Origin of the sequence: Clostridium sp. AM58-1XD, from assembly GCF_003464085.1 — a bacterium.
In the GTDB taxonomy this organism is placed as follows: Bacteria; Bacillota; Clostridia; order Lachnospirales; family Lachnospiraceae; genus Lachnoclostridium_A.
In genome coordinates this window covers 13,424-37,056 of the sequence record NZ_QSDR01000006.1, presented here as the reverse complement: position 1 = coordinate 37,056, position 23,633 = coordinate 13,424, and the positions used below count along the sequence as shown (strand labels likewise).

25 protein-coding genes are annotated in these 23,633 nt (G+C 47.8%); 24 read left to right on the top strand and 1 reads right to left on the bottom strand.

Annotation, left to right across the window (positions count from 1 at the left end):
• Positions 1 to 201: 201 nt before the first annotated feature.
• The 7 genes from DXA13_RS04785 (at position 202) to DXA13_RS21530 (ending at position 6,535) form a co-directional block, all read left to right on the top strand.
• Positions 202 to 1,344 carry a glycerate kinase gene (locus tag DXA13_RS04785; protein ID WP_118242171.1) on the top strand — a complete coding sequence of 381 codons (1,143 nt, stop codon included), beginning with the start codon at positions 202 to 204 and terminating at the stop codon, positions 1,342 to 1,344.
• Positions 1,345 to 1,704: 360 nt separating this feature from the next.
• Positions 1,705 to 2,364 (top strand): GntR family transcriptional regulator, encoded by a 660-nt coding sequence (locus DXA13_RS04780; RefSeq protein ID WP_118242170.1) that lies wholly within the window; start codon positions 1,705 to 1,707, stop codon positions 2,362 to 2,364.
• 302 nt (positions 2,365 to 2,666) lie between these two features.
• The gene (locus tag DXA13_RS04775) at positions 2,667 to 3,644 is read left to right on the top strand and encodes a tripartite tricarboxylate transporter substrate binding protein (protein WP_118242271.1); all 978 of its coding nucleotides are present in this window, start codon (positions 2,667 to 2,669) and stop codon (positions 3,642 to 3,644) included.
• Positions 3,645 to 3,706: 62 nt separating this feature from the next.
• The gene (locus tag DXA13_RS04770; RefSeq protein WP_118242169.1) at positions 3,707 to 4,171 is read left to right on the top strand and encodes a tripartite tricarboxylate transporter TctB family protein; all 465 of its coding nucleotides are present in this window, start codon (positions 3,707 to 3,709) and stop codon (positions 4,169 to 4,171) included.
• Positions 4,172 to 4,183: 12 nt separating this feature from the next.
• Complete coding sequence (locus tag DXA13_RS04765; RefSeq protein ID WP_118242168.1) at positions 4,184 to 5,686, top strand: tripartite tricarboxylate transporter permease; 1,503 nt, start codon at positions 4,184 to 4,186, stop codon at positions 5,684 to 5,686.
• 49 nt (positions 5,687 to 5,735) lie between these two features.
• Positions 5,736 to 6,110 carry a hypothetical protein gene (locus DXA13_RS21535; protein ID WP_243008978.1) on the top strand — a complete coding sequence of 125 codons (375 nt, stop codon included), beginning with the start codon at positions 5,736 to 5,738 and terminating at the stop codon, positions 6,108 to 6,110.
• Entirely contained in the window at positions 6,098 to 6,535 is a 438-nt protein-coding gene (locus DXA13_RS21530) for an aldolase/citrate lyase family protein (RefSeq protein ID WP_243008977.1), read from the top strand. The genes DXA13_RS21535 and DXA13_RS21530 overlap by 13 nt, the downstream gene beginning before the upstream one ends.
• A gap of 177 nt (positions 6,536 to 6,712) precedes the next feature.
• Here DXA13_RS21530 and DXA13_RS04755 read toward each other — a convergent pair whose 3' ends face one another.
• A complete protein-coding gene (locus DXA13_RS04755) occupies positions 6,713 to 7,609 on the bottom strand; it encodes a LysR family transcriptional regulator (RefSeq protein ID WP_118242167.1) in 897 nt (298 codons plus the stop codon).
• A gap of 255 nt (positions 7,610 to 7,864) precedes the next feature.
• Between DXA13_RS04755 and DXA13_RS04750 the strand changes: the two genes are divergently transcribed.
• From DXA13_RS04750 to DXA13_RS04680, 17 genes are all read left to right on the top strand, one after another.
• Entirely contained in the window at positions 7,865 to 8,902 is a 1,038-nt protein-coding gene (locus tag DXA13_RS04750; protein ID WP_243008976.1) for a polysaccharide deacetylase family protein, read from the top strand.
• 152 nt (positions 8,903 to 9,054) lie between these two features.
• Complete coding sequence (locus DXA13_RS04745; RefSeq protein WP_118242166.1) at positions 9,055 to 10,011, top strand: nucleoside hydrolase; 957 nt, start codon at positions 9,055 to 9,057, stop codon at positions 10,009 to 10,011.
• A 339-nt stretch (positions 10,012 to 10,350) separates the two neighbouring features.
• Positions 10,351 to 11,502, top strand: coding sequence for a GntR family transcriptional regulator (locus tag DXA13_RS22325; RefSeq protein WP_181995534.1), 1,152 nt, complete (start codon positions 10,351 to 10,353; stop codon positions 11,500 to 11,502).
• On the top strand, positions 11,427 to 12,137 hold the full coding sequence (locus DXA13_RS22320; RefSeq protein ID WP_278287029.1) for an ADP-ribosylglycohydrolase family protein: 711 nt from the start codon (positions 11,427 to 11,429) through the stop codon (positions 12,135 to 12,137). The genes DXA13_RS22325 and DXA13_RS22320 overlap by 76 nt, the downstream gene beginning before the upstream one ends.
• Positions 12,138 to 12,737: 600 nt before the next feature.
• The gene (locus DXA13_RS04730; RefSeq protein WP_118242163.1) at positions 12,738 to 13,757 is read left to right on the top strand and encodes an ADP-ribosylglycohydrolase family protein; all 1,020 of its coding nucleotides are present in this window, start codon (positions 12,738 to 12,740) and stop codon (positions 13,755 to 13,757) included.
• Entirely contained in the window at positions 13,754 to 14,674 is a 921-nt protein-coding gene (locus tag DXA13_RS04725; protein ID WP_118242162.1) for a carbohydrate kinase family protein, read from the top strand. The genes DXA13_RS04730 and DXA13_RS04725 overlap by 4 nt, the downstream gene beginning before the upstream one ends.
• A gap of 54 nt (positions 14,675 to 14,728) precedes the next feature.
• Positions 14,729 to 16,240: a sugar ABC transporter ATP-binding protein gene (locus tag DXA13_RS04720; RefSeq protein WP_118242161.1), complete on the top strand. Its 1,512-nt coding sequence runs from the start codon at positions 14,729 to 14,731 to the stop codon at positions 16,238 to 16,240.
• On the top strand, positions 16,233 to 17,198 hold the full coding sequence (locus tag DXA13_RS04715) for an ABC transporter permease (RefSeq protein ID WP_118242160.1): 966 nt from the start codon (positions 16,233 to 16,235) through the stop codon (positions 17,196 to 17,198). The genes DXA13_RS04720 and DXA13_RS04715 overlap by 8 nt, the downstream gene beginning before the upstream one ends.
• On the top strand, positions 17,195 to 18,145 hold the full coding sequence (locus DXA13_RS04710; protein WP_118242159.1) for an ABC transporter permease: 951 nt from the start codon (positions 17,195 to 17,197) through the stop codon (positions 18,143 to 18,145). The genes DXA13_RS04715 and DXA13_RS04710 overlap by 4 nt, the downstream gene beginning before the upstream one ends.
• A gap of 46 nt (positions 18,146 to 18,191) precedes the next feature.
• Positions 18,192 to 19,049, top strand: a complete 858-nt coding sequence (locus tag DXA13_RS04705) for a substrate-binding domain-containing protein (RefSeq protein WP_118242158.1) — start codon at positions 18,192 to 18,194, stop codon at positions 19,047 to 19,049.
• 53 nt (positions 19,050 to 19,102) lie between these two features.
• The gene (locus DXA13_RS20905; RefSeq protein ID WP_181995533.1) at positions 19,103 to 19,255 is read left to right on the top strand and encodes a hypothetical protein; all 153 of its coding nucleotides are present in this window, start codon (positions 19,103 to 19,105) and stop codon (positions 19,253 to 19,255) included.
• 27 nt (positions 19,256 to 19,282) lie between these two features.
• On the top strand, positions 19,283 to 19,780 hold the full coding sequence (locus DXA13_RS04700; RefSeq protein ID WP_118242157.1) for an ureidoglycolate lyase: 498 nt from the start codon (positions 19,283 to 19,285) through the stop codon (positions 19,778 to 19,780).
• Complete coding sequence (locus DXA13_RS04695) at positions 19,777 to 20,250, top strand: ureidoglycolate lyase (protein WP_181995532.1); 474 nt, start codon at positions 19,777 to 19,779, stop codon at positions 20,248 to 20,250. The genes DXA13_RS04700 and DXA13_RS04695 overlap by 4 nt, the downstream gene beginning before the upstream one ends.
• Positions 20,251 to 20,293: 43 nt before the next feature.
• Entirely contained in the window at positions 20,294 to 21,322 is a 1,029-nt protein-coding gene (locus DXA13_RS04690; protein WP_118242155.1) for an ADP-ribosylglycohydrolase family protein, read from the top strand.
• Between the two features lie 154 nt (positions 21,323 to 21,476).
• Complete coding sequence (locus DXA13_RS04685; RefSeq protein ID WP_347559702.1) at positions 21,477 to 22,004, top strand: nucleoside phosphorylase; 528 nt, start codon at positions 21,477 to 21,479, stop codon at positions 22,002 to 22,004.
• A complete protein-coding gene (locus DXA13_RS22795) occupies positions 21,890 to 22,246 on the top strand; it encodes a hypothetical protein (RefSeq protein WP_347559701.1) in 357 nt (118 codons plus the stop codon). The genes DXA13_RS04685 and DXA13_RS22795 overlap by 115 nt, the downstream gene beginning before the upstream one ends.
• A 144-nt stretch (positions 22,247 to 22,390) precedes the next feature.
• Positions 22,391 to 23,590: a BMP family ABC transporter substrate-binding protein gene (locus tag DXA13_RS04680; RefSeq protein ID WP_118242154.1), complete on the top strand. Its 1,200-nt coding sequence runs from the start codon at positions 22,391 to 22,393 to the stop codon at positions 23,588 to 23,590.
• Positions 23,591 to 23,633: the final 43 nt, after the last annotated feature.

The window sequence follows — 23,633 nt, the reverse complement described above, 5'->3', positions numbered from 1 at the left end:
TATGACGTCGATATCAGATTCCGTTCCGAAGCGGCGGCCAAGCCACTGCGTCCGGCAGCGACGGCATGGCTTTATATTTTGCAGCATTCTCTGTTTGTTATTTAAATAACATGAAAAAGCGGTTGTCCACTGATCTGTATTTGTGATATGATATAAAGTAAACGAGAGTATGAAAATTAATGAAATCATTTGGAGGGCATTATGAAATTTTTATTCGCTTCAGATTCCTTTAAAGGAACTTTATCTTCTGAAAAGATAATTGAACTGCTTACAGATTCTGCCGAGAGCGTATTTCCAGGCTGTGAGACATTCGGCGTGCCGGTGGCAGACGGCGGCGAGGGGACCGTGGATGCGGTTATCGCAGTAACAAAGGGTACGATTAAGAAGGTGAAAGTACATGGTCCGCTTATGGAAGATGCAGAAGCTACATATGGCGAGTTCAACGGCGATTCTGCTATTATCGAGATGGCTGCGGCATCAGGTCTTCCTATGGTTCCGTCTGATAAGAGAAATCCATTGAACACTACTTCGTATGGCACAGGAGAACTGATTAAGGATGCGCTGGACAGCGGATACAGAAAGATTTCCATCGCAATCGGAGGAAGTGCTACAAATGACGGCGGCATGGGCGCTATGAGCGCGCTGGGCGTAAAATTTATGGATGCAGAAGGCAACGTGCTGTCCGGCGTCGGTTCCGATCTGACTAAGGTAGCAGATATCGATATGAGCGGTCTTCATCCGGCGGTAAAAGAGACAGAGTTTACCGTTATGTGCGACGTTACGAATCCTCTGACAGGTCCTGACGGAGCTACATATACATTTGGAAAGCAGAAGGGCGGTACTCCTGAGATTCTCGATACTCTGGAAGCCGGCATGAAGAAGTATGCTGCTCTTATTCTGGATAAGACGGGCGTAGACGTTGACAAGGTGCAGGGCTCCGGAGCAGCAGGCGGACTGGGCGCAGCATTTAAGGTATTTTTAAATGCAAATATGAAGTCCGGTATTGAAACGGTTCTTGACCTGATCGAATTTGACAAGCTCTTAGAGGGCGTAGACATGGTAGTGACAGGCGAAGGCCGGATTGACTGGCAGTCTGCATTCGGCAAAGTGCCGAGCGGAATCGGTATGAGATGTAAGAAGCACGGTATCCCGGCGATTGCAATCGTAGGCGGTATGGGCAAGGGCGCTGACAAGATTTTCGAATTCGGAATCGACAGCATTATCCCGACGATCAACGGCGCCATGGATATTGAAGAAGCTCTGGACAGAGCGGTAGAACTGTATCAGGGAGCTGCCGACAGAGCATTCCGTATGGTTCGTGTCGGAATGAATATTCAAAAATAGCTACGCGCTGGAATAGTGCGGATCGATTTTCTGCGGCTTGACTGTAAGGTCAAGCCGTTTTTGCTTTCCAGGAAAGACTATCGGGTAGGCGCACTCGCGGGAAAGGATTTATGTCGGGGCAGCCGTCATACTTCCACTTACGTTATAAAAGGCAGATGGAAGATATTGTATAATTTGCCCATGCCAGTATAGCGCTTATGCACAAAAAAGCAGGCGCCGTTTTATGGAAAATAACAGAATCATGCAAAGAGTTTGAAAATAGATTGACAAACTGTTATAACAGTTATAAACTTAAGACATAAACAGAAACATCAAAGCAAAAACTGGTAAAGTGATTCTGATAAGGAAAAGGAGATATCAATGGCAGACGAGAGTTTTCAGACAGCATCTGATGTCGCGTACAGGATCATTTCACAGAAGATTCTGGATGGGGAATTCCCCCCTGGAATGAAGCTGTCCAGAAGAAAGATGGCAGAAGCGACAGGCGTCAGCGTAATCCCGGTGATTGAGGCCCTGAAAAGGCTGGAGGAAGACAGGCTGGTGGAATCCAAGCCGCAGTGGGGATCGTTTGTTACGGTTCCTACGCTGGAGAAGATCAGGCAGAGCTATCAGCTCAGGGAAGCGATTGAGTGCCAGTCAGCCAGATACCTGGCAGAGCATATGACAGCGGAGCAGGAAGCAGTGCTTATGGCTATGGCGACGGAGCTGGATACGGTTCCATACAGCCAGGATACCGCGCTGGACACCCGTAATACACACCTTAATTTTCATACGAGGCTTACGGAATTTACGGGGAATCCGATTCTTATGGATACACTGAGACGGATCAATCTGTTCTGGATTTTATGCAAGGCATCCGGAACAAGAGCTCCGGGATGTCAGTATCCCAGATATTGGCACAGGCTTCTGATCGATAAGATCAAGTCAGGCGACTGTCAGACAGCGGAAGAAGCAATGAGAATCCATGTGAATGATTCGCTGATCGCAATTGAAGCAACCTGGAACAGCGGTGAAAAGTGAAGAAGAGAATTGGATCAGTGAGAAGAAGCGGTCAGAAATGAAGTTTTGACAGATGTCCAAAGAAGGACGACATGAGAAAGGCGGATATAGAGCCATCCGGCGGGCGTATGTGCCCCTGCCGGTACGCCTGACCAAAGGGAAAGGCGGTCAGATCAAGCGCCTTTTGATTTTTTGCAACAACTGTTATAACAGTTAGCACAGCGATACGAAAGACAGCTGAGAAACACAGCGGAACATGGAGATCTGACAGGAAGCAGAATCCAATAAAAAATATGAAAAGAAAGAGAAAGAGGGAAGCTAAGATGAAAAAAATGACAGTGAAAAGGGCAGCAGCAGCGGTTTTGGCGCTTACTATGGCGGCAGCAGCAATGACAGGATGTGGAAAAAAAGAAGAAGTATATCCAAGTGACGCAATTCAGATGATCGTACCTGTTAAGGCAGGCGGGGATACGGATGCAAATGCAAGACTGCTTGCACAGTATATGGAAAAAGAACTGAACGTATCAATTCCAGTTGTAAACGTAGCCGGTTCGTCAGGAACGGTTGGCATGGAGCAGGTAAAGAGTGCAGAACCGGACGGATACACATGTCTGTTTTTCCATACAGAAGCGATGCTTCCTGAGATTTCCGACCTGATCGATTATCAGCTGGATGCATTCAAGATGGCAGGTGTGTGTCTACAGGCAAATACGACATTATTAGTTACTCATAAGGACTCTGCTTTCAAGACACTCCCGGAATTTCTGGACTATGCCAAAGCAAATTCTGGTAAAGTGGAATTCGGAATGGCCGTAGGCGGATATCCTCAGTTAGTTGGCCTGGCTCTGGAAAAAGAGGCGGGAATCGATCTGAATCTCGTGGATATCGGCGGCAATGCAGATAAGATTGCAGCGCTGGCAGGCCACAATACAGATATTATCAATGTAGAGTATGCGCTTGTAAAAGATTACCTGGCAACAGGAGAGTTCGTAGCACTTGCACTTCTTTCCGACGAAAGAAATGATCTGTTCAGCGACATTCCTACAGCGAAAGAGCAGGGGCTTGATCTTGAATTCGGCAAGTTCTTCTTCGCTGCATTCCCGAAGGATACACCGGATGAGATTGTCAATACATTCAGTGCGGCGATGGAAAAAGTAGTTTCCAACGAAGAGTTTGTAAAAGCAGCCCAGGATTCCTATGCACTGACACCTGTCTACATGAATCCGGAAGAGGCAACAAAATATGCTCAGGAAGTATATGAGAACCTGAATTCCTATAAGGAACTGTTTACTGCAAAATAAACAGAATCACCGGGGACAGGCGGCAGTCTGCTGGCTGTCCCCTTTTATGAGGAGGAAAGCATATGAACAAGTATAAAGACCTGATATGCGGAATATGCGGCCTGATATTCTCAGCAGCGCTGTTTATGCTGAGCGTACAGATCGGGATGAAGGAGAGCACGGCGGTCGGAGCCGATTTCCTTCCTAAAATTGTGGCAGTTATCATGTTTGCAATGTTTGCCATTGTTACATTTCGCGGTGTAAAGCAGGCAAAGTCACAGACAGCGGAAAAGGCTCTCAGCTACCCGCCCAACTACAAAGGCGTTGCTGTCATGTTTGCCGCTATGATCGTCTATGTGATGTTTTTGAAATCGATTGGATTTATTATAACAAGCTGCATTTTCCTGTTTTTGGCGCTCTGCCTGATGACAAAGAAGGAAGAACGCAATTACGTTAAGTTTGCAGTCATTACAATTATCGCAGTTTTGTTTATATACTTTGTGTTTATGGAAGTCTTTGGAATCAGAATTCCAAAAGGAATCTTATAGGAGGGAACAGTTATGTCATCAGAAATTATGGCAGGAATTTTATCAATATGTGATATTCAGATCATGCTGCTGATTTTTGCCGGTGTGTTCATGGGAATCATCATCGGAGCAATTCCTGGATTATCCGTGACCATGGGCGTGGCTCTGTTTCTGCCTTTGACATTCGGAATGGAACCAGTTGCAGCATTGTCACTGCTGGTCGGCTTATACATAGGAGGAACATCGGGCGGACTTATTTCAGCAATTCTTCTCCGAATTCCTGGTACGACCGCATCCATAGCTACCACCTTTGACGGCCATCCTATGGCGGAAAAGGGAGAGGCGGCGAAAGCCCTTGGAGTAGGAATCGTATTTTCTTTCCTGGGCGGACTTGTAAGTTATATTATCCTCATGCTTCTGGCCCCGGCCATAGCAAAGGTAGCCCTTCAGTTTGGGCCTTATGAATATTTTTCCATCGGCGTATTCTCCATGACCATGATTGCCAGCCTCGCTTCCGGTTCTCTTGTAAAGGGAATGATTTCAGCCATGCTGGGTGTTGTGCTCTCATTTGTGGGAATCGCTCCGATTACCAGCTTCACACGTTTTACATTCGGTAACAGCGAATTAAATGCAGGCTTTAACCTGCTGCCCGTATTGATCGGATTATTTGCAGTCTCCCAGGTTCTTTCGGCTGTAGAAGAGAAATTCAAACCGGACGATACTACCGTCCAGTCCTGTAAAATTAAAGGATTTGGATTTACGAAACAGGATATTAAGGGACAGGGATTCAACTTCTGGCTTTCCACACTGATCGGAACCGGAATTGGTATTCTTCCGGGACTTGGCGCAGGAATCTGCAACATCATCGCTTATTCCGCAGTAAAAAACCACTCTAAGTATCCGGAAAAATTTGGAACCGGAATCGTGGACGGAATTGTTGCATCAGAAACATCCAACAATGCTTCCACGGGCGGAGCGCTTGTGCCTCTCCTGACGCTGGGGCTTCCTGGAGACAACACGACGGCTCTGATTCTGGCAGGCTTCATGATTCATGGAATTACACCGGGACCGCTTCTGTTCCGTTCGGAAGGAAAGCTGGTATACGGAATCTTTGCAGCTCTGATCGTAGCTAACATCATGATGCTGATTGTAGAGTTCCTTGGTATCCGTATTTTTACCAAGATATTGACGGTGCCTAAGAACATTTTGCTCCCAATCGTTATTCTGTTCTGTGTTGTAGGAGCATTTGGAACGAACAACCGTATTTTCGACGTATTTGTTATGATGGTATTCGGACTTCTCGGCTATGGAATGAAGAAGCTGGATTTCCCTCAGGCGCCGATCATCCTTGGATTCATCCTCGGACCGATTATTGAAACGAATCTGCGCAGGGGCCTGATGAAGAGTCAGGGAAGCTTTTTCCCATTCCTCACATCTCCGATTTCCTGTGTATTCCTGGTCATCGCAGTTGTAACCTTAATTCTTACAATAAAGAAGGAAATTGTAAAATTAAAATCAGAGCAGGCAGGTGCCTGAACGTAAGAGCCACCTGGCTGAACAATTCATATAAAAGGAGAACGAAACCATGAAAGAAAATAAACTCAGATATATGCTGGAAAATAATCTGCCTACAGTAGGTACTAGGCTGCAGTCTTCCTGGCCGACCGTGACAGAAATGGTTGGAGCTACGGAAGAATATGATTACATTGAGTTCCTGGCTGAATATGCCCCATACGGACAGTATGATTTTGAAAATATCGCCCGTGCTGCAGAAGTGCACGGAATGGGTACCATGATCAAAGTGGATTACCAGAACAGGTATTATGTAGCGCAGAAAGCGATTGCTTCCGGCTTCCAGGCCGTCCTGTTCACCGACCACAGAACGGCAGAAGACGTGGAGAAGACCATCAGCATGATTACGCCGGAGTGCCCGGAATATGAGGCCATATGGGATTTGTAAACCGCAGATGGGTCGGAAACCACTGTTCCATGAAGCAGGATGAATATGCAAAGATGGCTTCCAGAACAGTTAAGGTATTTATGATTGAGAAAAAAGAAGCGGTGGATAACATTGATGAAATCTGTTCTGTTCCAGGTGTGGACATGATCCAATTCGGACCGAATGACTTTGCTCTCAGCTCAGGATTTAATATGGCTGAAAACATGGATGTGGTAAGGGAAGCGGAAAGAAAGGTATTCGAAGCCGCATGGAAGCACGGCGTTCAGCCAAGATGCGAGATGAACGGAGCAGCAGACGCACAGTATTATCTGGATCTTGGCATTCGTCATTTCAACATGGGAATGGAACTGCGCATTTTAAGCAACTTCTGGAAAGAACAGGGCGGACAGCTGAACGATCTGATTCGGAAAACAGGGCTTAAATAAGCGGGAAAGCCATGCAGAGGCAGACAAAAAACAGGAAGGCGTTATAGCGTAATAGGATTCCGGAAGAATAAGAATTCAGAAGAAAACGAAGAGTTCAGAAGAAAACAGCTGATCCACGATTTCCCGGCAGCAGGCGGGGGACTATGGATCAGCTGTTTTTTCTATAATGAGGAAGCGCTAATCTTGAAAGTGGCCGCGGATATAGCTGCAGAAACATTGTTCCGCAGGGCCTGAAATGAGGCTTTTCCGCCTGACCAGTATATTGAGGCGGAAAAGCTTTGGTTCCAGATGGAAATATGCAACAGGCATAGTCCTGTCGATGCAGGATTCCGCAACGAAGGTGATACCGGCGCCGGAGGCGGCCATCCTCATGGCGGCAGGAATGTTGTTCGTCTCGCACATTGTGCTGGGCGTGAACTGATAGTCGCGAAACATGCGATCCGTGAGGAAGCGGAGGGTAGAACCTGGCTTTGCAAGCAGGAAGTTCTCATTTTCGAATTCCCGGATTAATTCGTCGTGCGTTACCGGTCTGTCATGATTTTTCATGCAGTAAGAATGATCTGCGGGTACGGCCAGCCAGACTTCCTCGTCTCTTAGAATTTCTGCCGTACCGGAGGGGAATGCAACGATCGTATTGGCCGCCATCAGGCCGATATCGATGCGCTCATCCAGTATCATCTTTGTGAGCATGGGAATGGGAGCTTCTGATATTTCAATCGTAAAGTCCGGATATTCGGACCGGAAGAGGGGAATCACTTCTGCCAGAATTCTAAGACCAAATTGTGATGTCGTCCCGATCGTAATATTCCCTTTGTTTTCCAGGGCAGAGATATCCTTATAGAGCTGGCTTTTTATGTTCAGTACCTTCTGAGCTGCCTTGATATAAAGCTCTCCGGCGGGGGTGAGCACCAGCTCTCCTCTGGTACGCAGAAAGAGCGGAGTTCCCAGTTCCAGCTCCAGCTTTGACAGATACTGGCTGAGAGAAGACTGAGATACATAAAGCTCCTGAGCTGCTTTCGTCATATTATGTTTTTCTGCGATAGTAAGAATATAATTCAGGTAATGAGTATCCAAGGTACACCTCCAATACATTTCTATTTTTATTATGGTTTTTGCCGATTTTAATACTTGATTAAGCTGTCTGGCTTCTATTATATCAGATGTATGAGAGAATAAAAAGTTTTTCATTCCACGGCAGAACCGTTCTCAGATGATAGAAGAAAAGAATGTTGTATGACTAAAAATATTTGATTTTTAACAGAAATCAGTTATACTGGAACAGAAAGCGGGGAAAGGAATCCTGCTTCCCAAGATGAAGGAGGTTTTCGTGTGAAAAAGTTATGGACAGTCTGCATTGTTGCCGCACTGTGTGCGGTGCCCCAAACCACGGTTATGGCGGCCAGCGGCAGAATTGCATACGAATGGACGAATACCGACCAGGGCCCGGGAGTGGCTACATGGGTAGATGAGAATGGGAATGAGGCAGAGCCTCCGGCTCAGGAAAACACAGAAGAGAAAACGGCGGCAGGGCCGGGAGAAGCGATTGATAACGGCGGCGCGCAGGAACATACAAATGAGGAGAGCGGCCAGTCAGGACAAACCCAAAATGCAGCAGAGGAATCCGCTGCAACTGGAGAAGACGGAGAACAGGCAGAAGATAGTCAGGCCCAGGGCAGCCAGTCGACAGATGAGAATACATCAGGGAATACAGCAGGGAATGATCAGGAAGACGGAGGAACACAGGAAACGGGGCGCCGGATCGATCCGTCAAAACCTATGGTGGCCCTTACCTTTGACGACGGTCCCTATGCGCCGGTGGGAAACCAGATTATGGACTGCCTGGCTCAATATGGGGGAAAGGCAACTTTCTATGTGGTTGGAAACCGCTGCAGAACCTACAGCGCTGAAATGAAGAGAATGGCGGCGGAAGGTCATGAGATCGGGAATCATACATACGAGCATAAGCTTTTAAATAAGCTGAACAGCGCCCAGATCAGAGAACAGATCGATAGAGGGGCTGCGGCGATTCAGGAGGTGTCCGGGGTGAGGCCGGCAACGGTAAGGCTGCCTGGAGGCAACAAAAATGCGATGGTTCTGGCGGCAGTGCAGGAACCGATTGTGCTGTGGAGCATGGATACGCTGGACTGGAAGACGAGAAATACGGCTCAAACGGTTAACAAGGTGCTTGGAACTATTAAAGACGGAGACATTGTTCTTATGCATGAACTCTATACAGCCACAGGAAACGCAGCGCTTCAGATTATCCCGGAACTTCACAGGCGAGGAATCCAGATGGTGACAGTCAGTGAAATGGCTCAGTACCGGGGAGGATTACAGAACGGCAGGGTATACTCCAGCATGAGATAAGCGGTGGGCCGCGGACCATGTGAACAGATACGGAGCCGGCCCAGGTTTTCGTCATACGTTCTGTGGGAGCACAAGATGGACGAAAGGGCGTCGTCTTCGGACGAGAGGGAATAAGCTAAAAAATCAAACAGATACGAAAGGAAAAAAGAAAAATGAGTACAAGAAAGATCTTAATTGACTGTGACACGGGAATTGACGATTCAGTAGCTATTTTATATGCGTTAAAATCCCCACATATTCATGTGGAGGGAATTACGACGGTTTTTGGGAATACAAATCCCGTACAGTCCGCCGACAATACGCTTCGCCTTGTCAAGCTGGCTGACTGCGGCTATGAGGTTCCCGTGGCTGTCGGTGCGGCTGAGACCCTGGACGGCGACAGCGAGACAGCGCCGGCTCATATTCATGGGGACAATGGAATCGGCAATGTAAATCTGCCGGAGAGCAGCCAGAAACTGCTGGAAGAAGAGGCAGCAGATTTTATCGTGCGCAAAGCGAATGAGCTGGATGGAGACCTGATTATTGTTTCCACAGGACGCCTTACGAATCTGGCAAACGCATTAAAAAAAGATCCGAAACTTCCGAAAAAGGTAAAGAAGCTTATAACCATGGGCGGCTGCCTGAGAGTTCCGGGCAATGTATCTCCTGTTGCGGAAGCCAATATTGCGGGAGACGCAAGAGCGGCAGATATCGTATTCCGTGCAGGCTTCCATATGACTCTGGTAGGACTTGACGTGACGATGAAAACATACATTACGAAGCAGAATATTGAAGAGCTGGAACACTACGCAGGTGAAAAGAACAAAAAGGTCGTAGCGTACCTGAAAGAGGCGCTCGGATTTTATTTCGAATTCCACCGCGTATCTATGGGACTGGTTGATCAGTGCGTCGTTCATGACCCTCTGGCTATGCTGATCGCAGAGGATGCGACGCTGGCTCAGCTGGAGATGATCAATGCCAGAGTCGAGTATGAAGATCCGAAATTTAACGGTATGATCGTCTGTGACCACAGATTTTTAAGCACATGCGACCAGGACGAAATCGGCTTTTGCAATAAAGTAGATTCCGTAGTGGCGATCAGGAGGCTGATGTCTGTCTTTCAGGACTGATCGAATAGGAAAGAAAGAATGATGAGAAAGTAAAATCATACACGTCCCCGATACCAGACTTCGCTCCATGCGTCAAAAGTCGTTTTATCTGGTATCGGGGATACTGTATTTTAAATGCATACTCATTATGTGCTTTAATGGCGGCTTTAGCCATGCATTATATTGACAGAAACACCAAACCATGATATGATCAAACTTAATTGGTACAAATTTTACTATTATTTGAAAACAGGCCATTGCGGAAAAATCAATACAGGATCAACAAGGAGCGGGACGTGTGATAATCGGCATGAATCAGCTCCTTTATTGCTTAAAGAGAGGCGAAGTGGGAAGGCGGAAATGGGAGAAAAAGATAACAGGCAGAGGGGATCTGTCTACATGAACATCTGTTACCAGATTCTCGATGATATCATTAAGGATAAGTATTCTGTGGGGGATCTGATCCCGACTCAGAATGAACTGTCGGAGAGATTTCATGTGAGCAGGGCGACAATCAGAGAAGCAGTCAAGGAGCTTATAAGGCGCGGCGTATTAAAAGCAGTTAAGGGGAAGGGAACCTTTGTTATTACAAAACCGGGAGAGATAACAAAGGATAACCGCCTGGATGGATTTTCAGGTCTGCGTTTTCGCAATATAGGACGGGAAGTGCATTCCAAAGTAATTGTCATTGAAGAAATTCCGGCGGATAAGAAACTGAGCAACAAGCTGATTGTTCCGCAGGGAGATCTGATTACTCATATAAGACGCGTCAGATACGTGGACCTGATTCCGCTGTGTGTAGACGATGCTTATCTTGCATCCAGATATTTAAAAGGGATTGATTTCCATAAGGAAGATCTGGTAACGGGATCATTGTACAAGATATTGGAAAAAAAGGCGGATATCTATTTCGATTTTGTGGAGGAAAAATATCGTGCGGTGAGCTGTCCGGAGGAACTGGCAGATTATCTGGAGATCAGCCATGGAGAACCGGTTCTGGCAATCGAACGGATTTCCTGTGATGAATTCGGAAAACCGATCGAGTACTGTGAGAATTATGAGCGTTCCGATTTGTTTTCAACGGTAATCCAGTCCAGGAGAAGTACTCAGAAAACCGTGGAAAAGGATATTTATGACAAAATACTGGGAGCCTTTTTGGGGGCTGCCGCCGGTAACGCGTTGGGAGCGGTTACGGAGAGGATGTCGCCTGCAGAAATACTGGAAAAGTATGGCTGCTATATCGAATCGTTTGAGACGGCTGAAGGAAAAGAGGAAGGGAAAAAACAGGCGGGGACGGTTACCGATTCGTTCAGCCAGGCTTATTTCCTGGCATTTGAGCTGGTGAAATGCAATGGCAATGTGACTGCCGAACGGCGAAAAACGGTCTTTTGGCCTGGGCCGAATACCCGGAATACAGAAATGAAGCAGAACCGGAAATCAACGCGGCAGTTGAGCGGTGGAAAGAGGACCGGGAATTTGATGTTTCCACACAGAAAAATGAACATCATATGATCGTGGCATCCAATGGAGCGGCGATGAAGATATTCCCTGTCGGGCTGATTAATAAGGGAAATCCCATGGGGGCAATACAGGATGCTGTGACGGCTGCTGCAGTCACTCACCCATTCAGCGCCTCCATTGCGGCGGCATCCGCAGTCGCGGCGGCGGTTGCCAAAGCACTCGATGAGACTGCAGTGCTGGATGATGTTCTGGAAGCCGGCATTTGGGGAGCGGCAGAAGGCTGTAGAATGGGCAATGAGCAGGGGACAGGCATGGCGGCTCCCTCTGTAGAAAAACGAATCCGTCTGGCGGTTGACATCGGACGGCGCAGCGGAACATGGGAAGAATGCATGCAGGAGCTGAGTGATTTAATTGGAACGGGGAGACAGGCTGCAGAATCTGTGCCATGTGCATTTGGAATTCTGGCGGCATGTCCGGAGGATTTCATACAGGCACTGAAGATGGGAGTCAATATAGGAGATGATACAAGTGTGATCGCTTCATTGGTAGGTGCAATCGGCGGCTGTTTATATGGTACAAAATCACTGCCCAAATCGTGGATAGAAATTTTGGATCATGTGAATGGCTTTGATCTGGAACGAATCTCCCAGATGCTCTCCATGGAATATTATGGCGCCGCCAGATAAGCAGGTGGATATGTGGGAAGTTAAAAGTTACATTTACAGTCTGTGAGACAGATTATGATATGAATATGCATTTATTGAAAAATGAAACAGCCAAGGAGAAATATATTTGGTAGATACCGGTATACCTGAATAAAAAGGCGTTTGACATTGAATGATTAATGTCGAACGCCTTTTTTGCTTTCTAGGAAAGACCTTGTTAATGTAAAGTGATAAAGCGTATGATTTCCTAGAAAGCAAAAAACGCTCCGCTATGGATGCGCACTGCGGCGGAAGGGAATCAAGTCGCTGAAGCGACCCGCCGCAGGCGCGAGAGTTCCGCTTGCGGAACTCTTTGTTACGTCCATAACTGTTTTTGATGACTGAAGAATGAAGAACGACAGGCCCCGCTCATATGTGCCTTTTGTCAAAAAAACACTCATGCGTGATTTATGAATGGTCATATTGTACAAAAATGAATAGTTATTATATTGACTGAAATGAAAAAGTGTGCTAGAATTCAAATATGAATATTCATATATTGTAACATAGTGATAAAAAAGGAAATACATAGCCATTTATGGATAACCATTTTCGTGTGAAAGAAAGGGCGGGTTGAGGAACATGACAGGGACGAAGGATAAGCTATTGGGGAGTATATTTGGCGCGGCATTTGGGGATGCAATGGGAGCTTTGACAGAAACGAGGAGTGCGGAGAGGATTAAAGAAGACTTCGGGGGTTTTGTAGAGACGTTATTCACACCACCGGCAGATTGCTTTGCCCATGATCTCCCGGCGGGAGCGATTACGGACGATTTTAGTCTGGCCTACTTCACAGGCCTTGAACTGGCCAGGTGCGGCGGCAATGTAGACAATGAAGTTGCGGAGAGAGCGGTCCTAAAGTGGGCGGAATATCCGGAATTTCTCAGGTTTGCCGGCCCGACTACGCTTGCGGCAGTAAAAAAGCTTCAGGGAATTGAAGTTCCATACAAAAATCACTATATCGCATGTGACAATACAAAGGGGACGAACGGATCAGGAATGAAAATATTCTGCGCGGGCCTGATTAATCCCGGAAATCCGGATAAAGCGATTGAGGATGCGGCCACGCTTTGCATGCCTACCCATCCTAACAATGTGTCGATATCGGCAGCCGCGGCGATATCGGCGGCTACGGCAAAAGCGATGGAGGACGGCGCTGAACTGAAGGATGTGCTGGAAGCCGGCATATACGGGGCAGAGAGAGGATTTGCAATAGGCTCGGCAATGGGGCACAGAATGGCTGCGCCGTCTGTGGTGAAAAGAATCAAGCTGGCGATTGAGATTGCCGGACAGGGCATGGGATGGGAAGAGACGATGCTGGAACTCAGGGACATCATAGGAGCAGGGCTGATGGCCGCAGAGGCGATTCCATGTGTGTTCGGTATTCTGGCTGCTAATCCGAAAGACGCGTTCGGCGCAGTAAAGATGGGAGTTAATATCGGAGACGATACGGATACGGTCGCGACGATGGCCGGCGCGGTAGCGGGAGCGCTGTATGGGATGAGCAACCTGCCTCAGGAATATATGAGGCTGATTGATGAAACAAATCACATTGATATCGAAAACCTGGCATCGGAGATTGAGAGGGCTTACTATTCATGAAACAGGAAAAATATATCGTGGCTGCCGGCGCTGTCTGTACAGATGAGTACTATACGGCAGAGGAGTGGCCTGAGGAAGGAAATAAGGGCCTTGTAAAGAGCGCAGGGAAGAAGGTAGGAGGCATGATTCCCAATGCCGCATGTGTCTTTGCCGGGTACGGGGTGAAAACGTATTACTATGATGTAATAAACGACAGTCCGGGTTCTAAAAAACTGATCGAAGACCTGCAGTCATACGGACTGGATACATCGCCTGTACTCGTTGATCCGACGCTGCCTGATACGAAATGCATCATCGTACTGACGCCGGGCGAGAGGACGATTCTCGTAGTGGATGCAGAGAAAAAAGCATTGGAGCTTACAGGAGAGAGGCTGGAGCTTTTCCGGAACGCAGCCTATATCTATACCACCGTATATGAAATGAAAAGGTTTCAAAATCCGGTAGTGCTGGCAAGAGATTTAAAATCCCATGGAGCACAGATCGTATTTGACGTAGAAGCTTCCAATTATACGGAAGAGGACAAAGAGCTTTTTGAGTGTGCGGATATTCTTTTTTTTAATGAGTATGCAATTCAGAAGTTTCGCGGGGAGATGGATGAAGAAGCTTACATGAGAATGCTGTTTTCAAAAGGAGTGAAGTGTGTGACAGTCACTTTGGGAAAGGAAGGAAGCAAAACGTATACGCCGGATGAAAACGACAGAACGAAGGCGGTACCATTCGAAGCGGTGGACCCTACGGGAGCAGGCGACACGTTTAACAGCTCATTCATCCGATGCCTTCTGGAGGGCATGGATATTCACCAGGCTGCAAAGTTTGCAAATATGGCCGCCAGCTATTCGATTACCCGGCTGGGACCGAAAGGCGGAGTACGGCCGGTGGAGGAAGTGGAATCACTGATGAGACGGTATATGGGATAAGAAGGTAAAACGGAGGGATACAAAAGTCTGTATCCATTTAAGGGAGGAACTGATATGGCAGAGCCTATTTTACAGACATGCGGGATCATAAAGGGCTTCTTCGGAGTTCAGGTTTTGAAAGGAATCGACTTTGAAGTCTGCCCCGGCGAGACCATGGGGCTGGTTGGTGAAAATGGTGCCGGAAAATCCACATTGATGAAGATTATCACAGGTCTTTATACAAACGACGGCGGTACGATTTTATATGAAGGAAAGCAGGTGGAATTTTCAGATCCGAGTAAGGCCAGGGATATGGGAATTTCCATTATTCATCAGGAGTTCAACTTGTTTTCTCAGCTTTCTGTGGCAGAGAATATCTTTTTGGACAGAAAGAAATACAGAAATCGCTGCGGGGTAATCAACTGGAAAAAGATGTACCGGGACGCGGAAAGTGTTCTGAAAGAACTGGGTGCCGACCTGGATGTACATATGCCGGTGAAACTGCTTTCCGTCAGGGAACAGCAGCTGGTGGAAATTGCGAAGGCGGTATCCTCTAATGCAAAAGTCCTGATTATGGATGAGCCATCGGCGGCGCTTCCGGACAACGAAGTACAGAAGATGTTTGACGTTGTAAATATGCTGAAGAAACGGGGAACTGCAATCGTTTATATTTCCCATAGGATGAAGGAAATTGAACAGATCTGTGACCGGGTCAGCGTACTCAGGGACGGCCGCAACGTGGGAGTCGTGGAAATGGCGGAAGGAAAGGTAGACGAAGTGATTTCCATGATGATAGGCAGGGAAATCAAAGATTATTATCCTCACACGTCAAGGGACTTCGGGGAAGTGGTGCTTCGGGCGGAAAGATTCTCGGGAGACGGACTGAAAAACGTATCGTTAAACGTACGGTCGAAGGAAGTTGTCGGATTATACGGTCTGGCGGGATCAGGGTCTACAGAATTCGCTGAAATGCTCATGGGAATCAGAAAACGCAACGAGGGAGCCGTATTCTATAAAGAAAAAGAGATCAGAAAAGATTCAATACGTGCCGCCATGGACGTGGGAATCGGATACGTGCCCCCGGACAGGCGCCAGGAGGGCGTTGTAGTCATGATGGATATAGCCAAAAATACGGTCATGGCGAATTTAACCTCTTATGAAAAAAATGCGATTTTACAAAACAGACGTATATATGAAACGGTTCAAAAACATATAGACAACCTCAGAATAAAGTGCGTCGGGCAGGACCAGGAGGTGCAGAGGCTTTCGGGCGGCAACCAGCAGAAGGTTGTGCTGGCAAAGTGGCTGGACCGCAGTCCGGGCCTTTTGATCCTGAATGAACCGACAAGGGGCGTCGATGTAGGAGCCAAAAGCGAAATTTATAAAATGATTGACAAACTGGCGAACGAGGGGCTGGCAATCCTGATGATCTCCTCAGAAGTCCCGGAGATTCTGGGGGTCAGCGACAGGGTCGTAGTTATGTGCAGGGGAAAGATATCAGGAGAATATGAAAATAAGGACCTGGGGCAGGATATTCTGCTAAAAGCAGCCTCCGGCGGTATTTCAGGAGGGAGAGACGATGCATAACAAAAAGATATTGAAGCTGTTGAAGCGGCAGGAAATCATCATTACACTGTTTTCGATTATCGTATTTGGGATATTTTCTGTCTGTTCCGATAACTTTTTGACACCTACCAATATACGCCTTTTGTTTCAGCAGTATGCGGTGAACGGCATCTGTGTTCTGGGCGTAGGGATAGTGATTATCCTTGGCGGAATTGACTTATCGGCAGGCTCAATCCTGGCGATATCCGGAGCCCTTGGCGGTACGATGGTAAAAATGGGCGTTCCCATTCCCGTATCTATTTTATCCAGTGTCGTGATGGGTATGGCCTGCGGAGCTGTCAACGGAACGATCGTTACGAAGCTTGGAGTTCCGGCTCTGATTGCGACGATGTCTACCAATTACGTATTCCGGGGAATCCTCGTCATCATTACAGGCGGTTTCTGGGTAAACCAGTTTCCAAAAAAATTCACAACGATCGCTTCCGGCCGCATGTTCGGTTTATCGAATGTCTTCTGGATGGCTATGGCGCTCCTGGCATTTCTTACCTTTGTCCTGCATTATACAAATTTCGGCAGAAAGATTTATGCGGTAGGGACAAATGCGGATGCGGCAGATAAATGCGGAATTAATTCGGACTGGATTACCATATGCGGTTATATGGTCTGCGGGGCGGCGATTGGATACGCGGCCATGATGTATGCCGGCCTTTACGGGGCGATCAGCACATCCGGCACAGGCGCTTCCCTTGGTACGACCGTTTTGGCGGCGGCACTGGCAGGCGGCATCAATTTCAACGGCCGCGGTACCTTAATCGGAGGAACAATCGGAATGTTCCTGATCACGATCATAAACAATGGTCTGATTCAGATGAGAGTTTCGGAATACTGGATTAATGCGGTTACAGGCGCGATTATCCTGGCTGCTCTGATTCTGAATGTCGTCAATGCAAAGGAAAAGAGAAAGGGGGAGGCACAGTGAAGAAATTCCTGAGTGATTACATAAAAAAGGACGGAAACAGGAATGTAATCCTGCTGCTTTTGTACCTGATCGTCCAGACACTTGTCTTTTCCGCGCTGCTTCCGCATTTTATGACGGTTTCAAATGCCCAGAATCTGATGAGGCAGACGGCTGAGCTGGGAATGGTCTCGATTCCGCTGTCAATTGTTCTGATGACCGGCAATATTGATTTGTCAATCGGGGCAGTTATGGGCGTATGTGCGATTTCCATGGCAAGGATGTTGAAAATGGGCATGGCAATTCCGCTTGCTCTGGTCATTACGGTTGGAATCGGCGCACTGGTGGGAAGCCTGAACGGATTCTGTGTTGCGAAAATGCACCTGGACGGCCTGGTAGCCACAATCGGAACACAGGTTATGCTGAGAGGCTTCTGCTATATCCTTACAGGCGGACGTTCTGTAAGCGGCCTGCCGCAGAGTTTTACGAGAGTATCAAAAATGTACATTCTGGGAATTCCGATCAGCTTCATTATCATGATGATTATTTTTGCGGCGGCAATATTCATCATGCAGAAAACCGGCTTTGGAATCAAGGTTCACGCGATCGGTTATAACGCGAAAGCAAGTGAGTTCTCCGGTATAAAAGCGGATGGAATTAAATTCTGGCTCTTCGTGCTGAGCGGATGTGTAGCGGCGGTCGCTTCTCTGTTTATGCTCATGCGTTTTGCCAGTGCGGAATCAGAGTTCGCAAATGGATACGACATGGATACCCTGACGGCGATCCTGCTGGGAGGAATCAGCATTGCAGGCGGTTCCGGCAATATGCTGGGCGCGTTTCTCGGCCTGGTAACGGTTGCCACCCTGAAAAACGGTTTGAACCACATGGGTATGACGGCGACATACCAGCAGTTTATCATAGGGCTTTTGATTGTAATATCTGCAATTCAGTGGAAGAAAAAACGTGATTAACGCAGTCTGATACAGACTGGAAAATATAAATAAGGAGGAACTATTTATGAGAAGAAACAGAAAACAGGCATTGGCGGCGGTGTTGTTTACCGGTATGATGGTCGGAATGTTAAGCGGATGTACGGTGAAGGAGGATGCGCCGCAGACAGAGGCGGCAAAGGCGGAAAGCGCAGAATCCACAGGAGCTGCGGCAGCAGATGGGACGAAATCGATTTATCTCTGCCCGAAATGTGTGGGATATGATTACTGGACATCCTGTGAGAACGGGGCAAAAGAAGCTGCGGGAGCGCTGGGATACAACCTTATTTTTAATGGCCCGGCCTCTACTGACTCTGCAAAGCAGATTACGATGATGGAAGACGCCATGACCCAGGGAATTGTAGGACTCGGCGTAGCGGCGAACGACGCGGATGCTGTTGTGGATACGATAGCCACGGCAAAAGGCAAAGGCATTCATACGATTACCTTTGACAGCGATTCCCCGAAGTCTGAGAGAGACTACTGCGTAATACCTGACTCGGACGCCGCCATGGGAGAACAGCTGGCTGAAATGATTGCTCAGGAAATGGGAGGAGAAGGCGAACTGGCATTTATGGTAGCCTCACTTAGCGCAGAGAACCAGGTTTCCAAATTTGAGGCTGCGGAAGCATATTTAAAGGAAAAATATCCGGACATTACAATTGTGGCGACCCTGTGTTCCGATGACGAGAATGAGCATGCGTACGAAAACGCACAGACTCTTCTGGCTACATACCCCAACTTAAAAGGAATCCTCGGTTTCGCGGGTGCGGAAGCCCCTCAGGCTGCAGCCGCAGTAAGTCAGGCCGTGGACAACGGGGATATGGAAATGGGTCAGATCTGCATTACAGGAATCGGTTTCCCGTCCCAGTGTAAAGAAGGCTGAAAAGTGGAGTTTTAAAGCAGATTCTCAGCTGGAATCCTCAGGAGACAGGCAAAGTGGCCGTTTACGTTCTGGACGCTCTGGCAAACGGAACTCCTGTTGAGGATGTCAAGGTTGACGGCATTGAACTTACGGTAGACGGTAATTACGTATATCACGGCTGTATCGTTCTTAATGCGGAGAACATCGACAGCTATAACTACTCATAATCGTTAAGAGGGAAGGAAGAATCAGTGATGAAAACAATAAAAGCAGTTCCCATTACAAAAGAAGGATTTGCACCGTTTGGAAGGTACGTAAACCTGTTGGAAATTCCGGCCAGGGTATCGGAGGATTTTACCGCCCATTCCACACCGGGTGAGCTGGTGGATGAACCGATGAATCTTGGAATCACCGCATGCAAGGCAGCGGCGCAGTTTGATTCCATCAGTATGGAACGCCATATGCTGACGGAGGAACCTCAGTTCTGCGGCGACGGGGCTATGGTGCTGACCGTGGCGGACAGCGATCCTGATACGTGTCCAAAGGAGGAAGATGTAAGAGCGTTTATCATGAGGCCGGGAGATGTGGCGGTCGTTGCGAAAGGGATCTGGCATGACGCAAACCACGGAGTAGATAAAGACACTTACTATTATTTTCTCGCGACGAATAAGGAACCGGATAACCTGAGGGAAATTGAATGGGTAGAGATTCAGCCCGGCCCGGTCCGCGTAAACGTAAAGGAGGAGGAATGATGACGATCAAAGCGATACCGGTTAATGAAGAAAATTTTAAGCCCTTCGGAACATATACAAAAGTAGTAAAGGGGGAAGGTAGAACCGGCACGGGTGGATGGGAATGCTGGATGACCCCGGGGCTCTGCATGGAACATCCGGCAGGTTTGGGTTACACGATGGTGGGCGGCATGCCGCTGGAGGTGGACTCGATGGAAGTGCATAACTTAACGACTGAAATGCTCATGTGCGGAGATAAGCCGATTGTACTGGCAGTGGCCGATTCGGATCCTCATGGTACAGGGGCGAAAGCGGAAGACATCAGGGCATTTCTGATCTCACCTGGCGAAATCGTAGTGCTGAAAAAAGGGATCTGGCACGACGCATGCAGAGGCGCGGATGGAGACTCCTACTATTATTTCATGGCCCGGAATCTGGAACCGGCGGTATTTGTGCCGATCATAGGAGAGCCGGTCCTGGTGGAGCTTTAACAGGAAGAGAGAATAATATGACAGACAGGAGAGCAGTATCAGTATGAATCAGGAAAAATATAGTAAAATTTTGGGGAGCATGATTTACTGTGCGGTCGGCGATGCGATGGGGGCGGTTACGGAAAATTTAACCTTCGACCAGATCAGAGAAAAGTATAACGGCGGTCTGAGGGAAATGGCGGCGCCGGATCAGACGGCGTTTGCCTACGGAAACAAGGCGGGACAGATAACGGATGACTTTTCACAGACTTATCTGCTGATCGAAGAAGTGATTAGGAATGACGGCGTTATTAAAGCAGAATGTGTAGAAAATATGCTGATTCAGTGGTCGGGAATTCCGCGGTATTTCAACAGGTTTGCAGGACCGACTACCCGCAGCGCCATAGCGGAACTGAAGGCGAAACGGGAGGGAATAGAATACGATGCCGGCGGAGTCGTGGATTATGCGAGGCAGGCTACAAACGGAAGCGCTATGAAAATCGCAGCAGCCGGCCTGTTTAATCCTGGAAATATTGACAAGGCAATTGATGATGCGGTATGCATTACACGGGTCAGCCACGATAATCAGCTTGCCATATCCGGCGCCTGCGCCGTAGCGGCTGCAATCAGCGAGGCATTTGAAGCGAATGCGACTCCTTACAGCATTGTTCAGGCCGGTCTGTACGGCGCAAAAAGGGGAGAAGAAATCGGCAAAGAGTGCTCCAGAATCGTAGGCGGAGCCAGCGTGGTGGAACGAATGAATCTGGCAATCGCAATTGCCATGTCCTCCCTCCCGAAAGAAGTCCGATTAAAACAGATTTACGACATCATCGGTACGGGGCTTCACATTTCGGAAGCCGTTCCGGCGGCGTTCGGAATTATCATGATCTGTAACGGCGACGCGTGGGAGAGCGTATACGAGGCGGTAAATATCGGCTATGATACGGATACCGTGGCGGCGATTGTAGGTTCCATTGTAGGCGCTTTGGAAGGAAGTAAACATGTGGATCGAAATTTGATCGAACTTCTGGACAGGGAGAATGAATTACATATCGAAGAAACAGCCCGAAAGGCAGCAGAACTGATCGCATAATAGGGCATGTTTAAGTTGACAACAATTGCCTGTAATGGTAAGATATTCTTGTCAATAAAAGAAGAAAAAAGACGTGTTTGAAAGAAATACGTCTTTTTTTACTCTGATTTTATTTTGAGAAAAATTTATATGATTTGATATACAGGAGGAAGAGATGGACGAGCAGAAAAAGGTCATGCACCTGGGGATCGGAAAAGGAGATATCGGACGCTACGTATTCCTTCCCGGAAGCCCGGAAAGAAGCGAGAAAATAGCGGGATACTTCGACAATCCAAAGGAGATTGCATTTCACAGAGAATTCCGTACCTTTACAGGTACCCTGGACGGGGAACCGGTCGCGGTGACAAGCAGCGGAATCGGAGGACCGTCTACAGCGATTGCTGTGGAAGAGCTGGTGGAGTGCGGCGCTCATACGATTATCCGGGTCGGCACATGTGCGTCTACATCGAAAAAGGTGGGGATCGGGGATGTGGTGATTCCAAACGGCGCGGTGCGCATGGAAGGCGTAGGCTGCCATTATCTGCCTCTGGAATTCCCGTCGGTGCCGGATTTCGACCTCATGAAGCGTTGGAGGAAGCGGCCAGAAAGTTGGAGTTTCCATATAATGTCGGCGTTACGATCACGAAAGCCTCTTTCTATACACAGAATTCGCCGGAGACAAAGCCGGTCGGATATGAATTGATTCAGAAGTGGAATGCATATGAAGCCGGCGGAGCCACGTCCACCAGTATGGAGAGCGCCCCTCTGTTCCTGATTGCAGCTTCTCTAGGAATCAGGGCGGCTACAGTCTTAGTCAGCGCTACGAATTATAAGGCATATTCCAATGACAGCAAGACATATCCCAGGGACTGGGAGCACAGGGCCATCGAAACCGGTATAGAAGCGATGCGCCAGATTATCCGGAAGGATAAAGAAAACAAGTAAACAATCCGTCGCGTAAGGGACTGGTTGTCGATAAATCCATTTATGATACCAAGAGCACATAGTGCGGAGCAATCCGGTATCAACGGGGCAAAAATACTTTTTGACCCAAACATCATTCTATTATTATATTATAAGGAGGAAGTTATGAAAAAAAGATTTGTAAGCCTTGCAATGGCATGCGTGATGACAGGCTCTCTTTTAGCTGGCTGCGGCAGCAAGCCTGCAGAGGAGACAAAGGCAGCTGATGCAAAGACTGAAACTGAGGCAAAGGCAGAAGATGCCGCAGGGGAAGGCGCTGCAGAAGAAGGAGAAGCAAAGGCAGAAGAGGGCGGAGACTTTAAGGTTGTATGCCTGGTAAACGGAAGCCTTGGCGACAAGGGATTCTTTGATTCGGCTGCAGAAGGCCTGAATAAATTAAAAGACGAGACAGGCGCCGAAGTGAAGATCGTAGAGATGGGCAGAGACGAGACCAGCTACGAAGGCCATTTTCTGGACGTATCCGAGCAGGATTGGGATATGATCGTAACAGGAACCTTCTCTACAAAGGAGCTGGCAGAAGATATCGCTTCCCAGTTTCCGGACAAGAACTACCTGTTCTATGACGGCGAAGTAAACCGCGATACAGTCATCGACGGCAACATGATGGGAATCGCTTACTACTCAAACCAGGCGGCGTTTATGTCAGGCTGTCTTGCAGCGAAGATGTTTGAGTCCGGCGATGAGAAGATGGATACGGACAGCAAGGTTCTGGGCTTCATCGGCTCCATGGATACGGCGAATATCAACGACTTCCTCGTAGGCTATATCGAGGGAATTAAATATGTGGATCCGGAGATTAAGGTTCTGACTTCTTATGTAGGTTCTTTTGAAGACGTTGCAAAATGTACGGAGATGACGACACAGCTTTACAACCAGGGCGCACAGATCGTGTATGCTCCGGCATCCCAGAGTATTCTCGGCGCTGTAACAGCGGCACAGAATGCAGGAAAGTACATCATCGCATGTGACCAGGATATCTACACCCAGTTAAAGGACAGCAAGCCGGAAATGGCAGAATGTATTCTGAGTTCCAGTCTTAAGAACGTAGGTGAGTCTCTGTTTACGGCAATCCAGGGATTCAAGGACGGCTCCATGACATGTGATAAGGATTATCTGCTTGGCCTTGATAGCGGAGCTGTAGGACTTGCAAAGAATGAAAACTACGAAAAGTGTGTTCCGGAAGATATCCGCAAGGCACTTGACGAGATCGAGCAGAAGGTTATTTCCGGTGAAATCACCGTAGGCACGGCATTCGATATGTCTACCGATGATATCGCTGCTATGCGTAATGAAATGAAACCATGATGAAATGAAAGGGGGCACGGCATTTTTAAAGAAATTCTCTTTA

What these genes read in the sequence shown, in the direction of transcription:
- DXA13_RS04785 (WP_118242171.1), top strand. Translation starts at nt 202, where the DNA reads ATGAAATTTTTATTCGCTTCAGATTCCTTTAAAGGAACTTTATCTTCT.
- DXA13_RS04780 (WP_118242170.1), top strand. Translation starts at nt 1,705, where the DNA reads ATGGCAGACGAGAGTTTTCAGACAGCATCTGATGTCGCGTACAGGATC.
- DXA13_RS04775 (WP_118242271.1), top strand. Translation starts at nt 2,667, where the DNA reads ATGAAAAAAATGACAGTGAAAAGGGCAGCAGCAGCGGTTTTGGCGCTT.
- DXA13_RS04770 (WP_118242169.1), top strand. Translation starts at nt 3,707, where the DNA reads ATGAACAAGTATAAAGACCTGATATGCGGAATATGCGGCCTGATATTC.
- DXA13_RS04765 (WP_118242168.1), top strand. Translation starts at nt 4,184, where the DNA reads ATGTCATCAGAAATTATGGCAGGAATTTTATCAATATGTGATATTCAG.
- DXA13_RS21535 (WP_243008978.1), top strand. Translation starts at nt 5,736, where the DNA reads ATGAAAGAAAATAAACTCAGATATATGCTGGAAAATAATCTGCCTACA.
- DXA13_RS21530 (WP_243008977.1), top strand. Translation starts at nt 6,098, where the DNA reads ATGGGATTTGTAAACCGCAGATGGGTCGGAAACCACTGTTCCATGAAG.
- DXA13_RS04745 (WP_118242166.1), top strand. Translation starts at nt 9,055, where the DNA reads ATGAGTACAAGAAAGATCTTAATTGACTGTGACACGGGAATTGACGAT.
- DXA13_RS22325 (WP_181995534.1), top strand. Translation starts at nt 10,351, where the DNA reads ATGGGAGAAAAAGATAACAGGCAGAGGGGATCTGTCTACATGAACATC.
- DXA13_RS04730 (WP_118242163.1), top strand. Translation starts at nt 12,738, where the DNA reads ATGACAGGGACGAAGGATAAGCTATTGGGGAGTATATTTGGCGCGGCA.
- DXA13_RS04725 (WP_118242162.1), top strand. Translation starts at nt 13,754, where the DNA reads ATGAAACAGGAAAAATATATCGTGGCTGCCGGCGCTGTCTGTACAGAT.
- DXA13_RS04720 (WP_118242161.1), top strand. Translation starts at nt 14,729, where the DNA reads ATGGCAGAGCCTATTTTACAGACATGCGGGATCATAAAGGGCTTCTTC.
- DXA13_RS04715 (WP_118242160.1), top strand. Translation starts at nt 16,233, where the DNA reads ATGCATAACAAAAAGATATTGAAGCTGTTGAAGCGGCAGGAAATCATC.
- DXA13_RS04705 (WP_118242158.1), top strand. Translation starts at nt 18,192, where the DNA reads ATGAGAAGAAACAGAAAACAGGCATTGGCGGCGGTGTTGTTTACCGGT.
- DXA13_RS04700 (WP_118242157.1), top strand. Translation starts at nt 19,283, where the DNA reads ATGAAAACAATAAAAGCAGTTCCCATTACAAAAGAAGGATTTGCACCG.
- DXA13_RS04695 (WP_181995532.1), top strand. Translation starts at nt 19,777, where the DNA reads ATGATGACGATCAAAGCGATACCGGTTAATGAAGAAAATTTTAAGCCC.
- DXA13_RS04690 (WP_118242155.1), top strand. Translation starts at nt 20,294, where the DNA reads ATGAATCAGGAAAAATATAGTAAAATTTTGGGGAGCATGATTTACTGT.
- DXA13_RS04685 (WP_347559702.1), top strand. Translation starts at nt 21,477, where the DNA reads ATGGACGAGCAGAAAAAGGTCATGCACCTGGGGATCGGAAAAGGAGAT.
- DXA13_RS04680 (WP_118242154.1), top strand. Translation starts at nt 22,391, where the DNA reads ATGAAAAAAAGATTTGTAAGCCTTGCAATGGCATGCGTGATGACAGGC.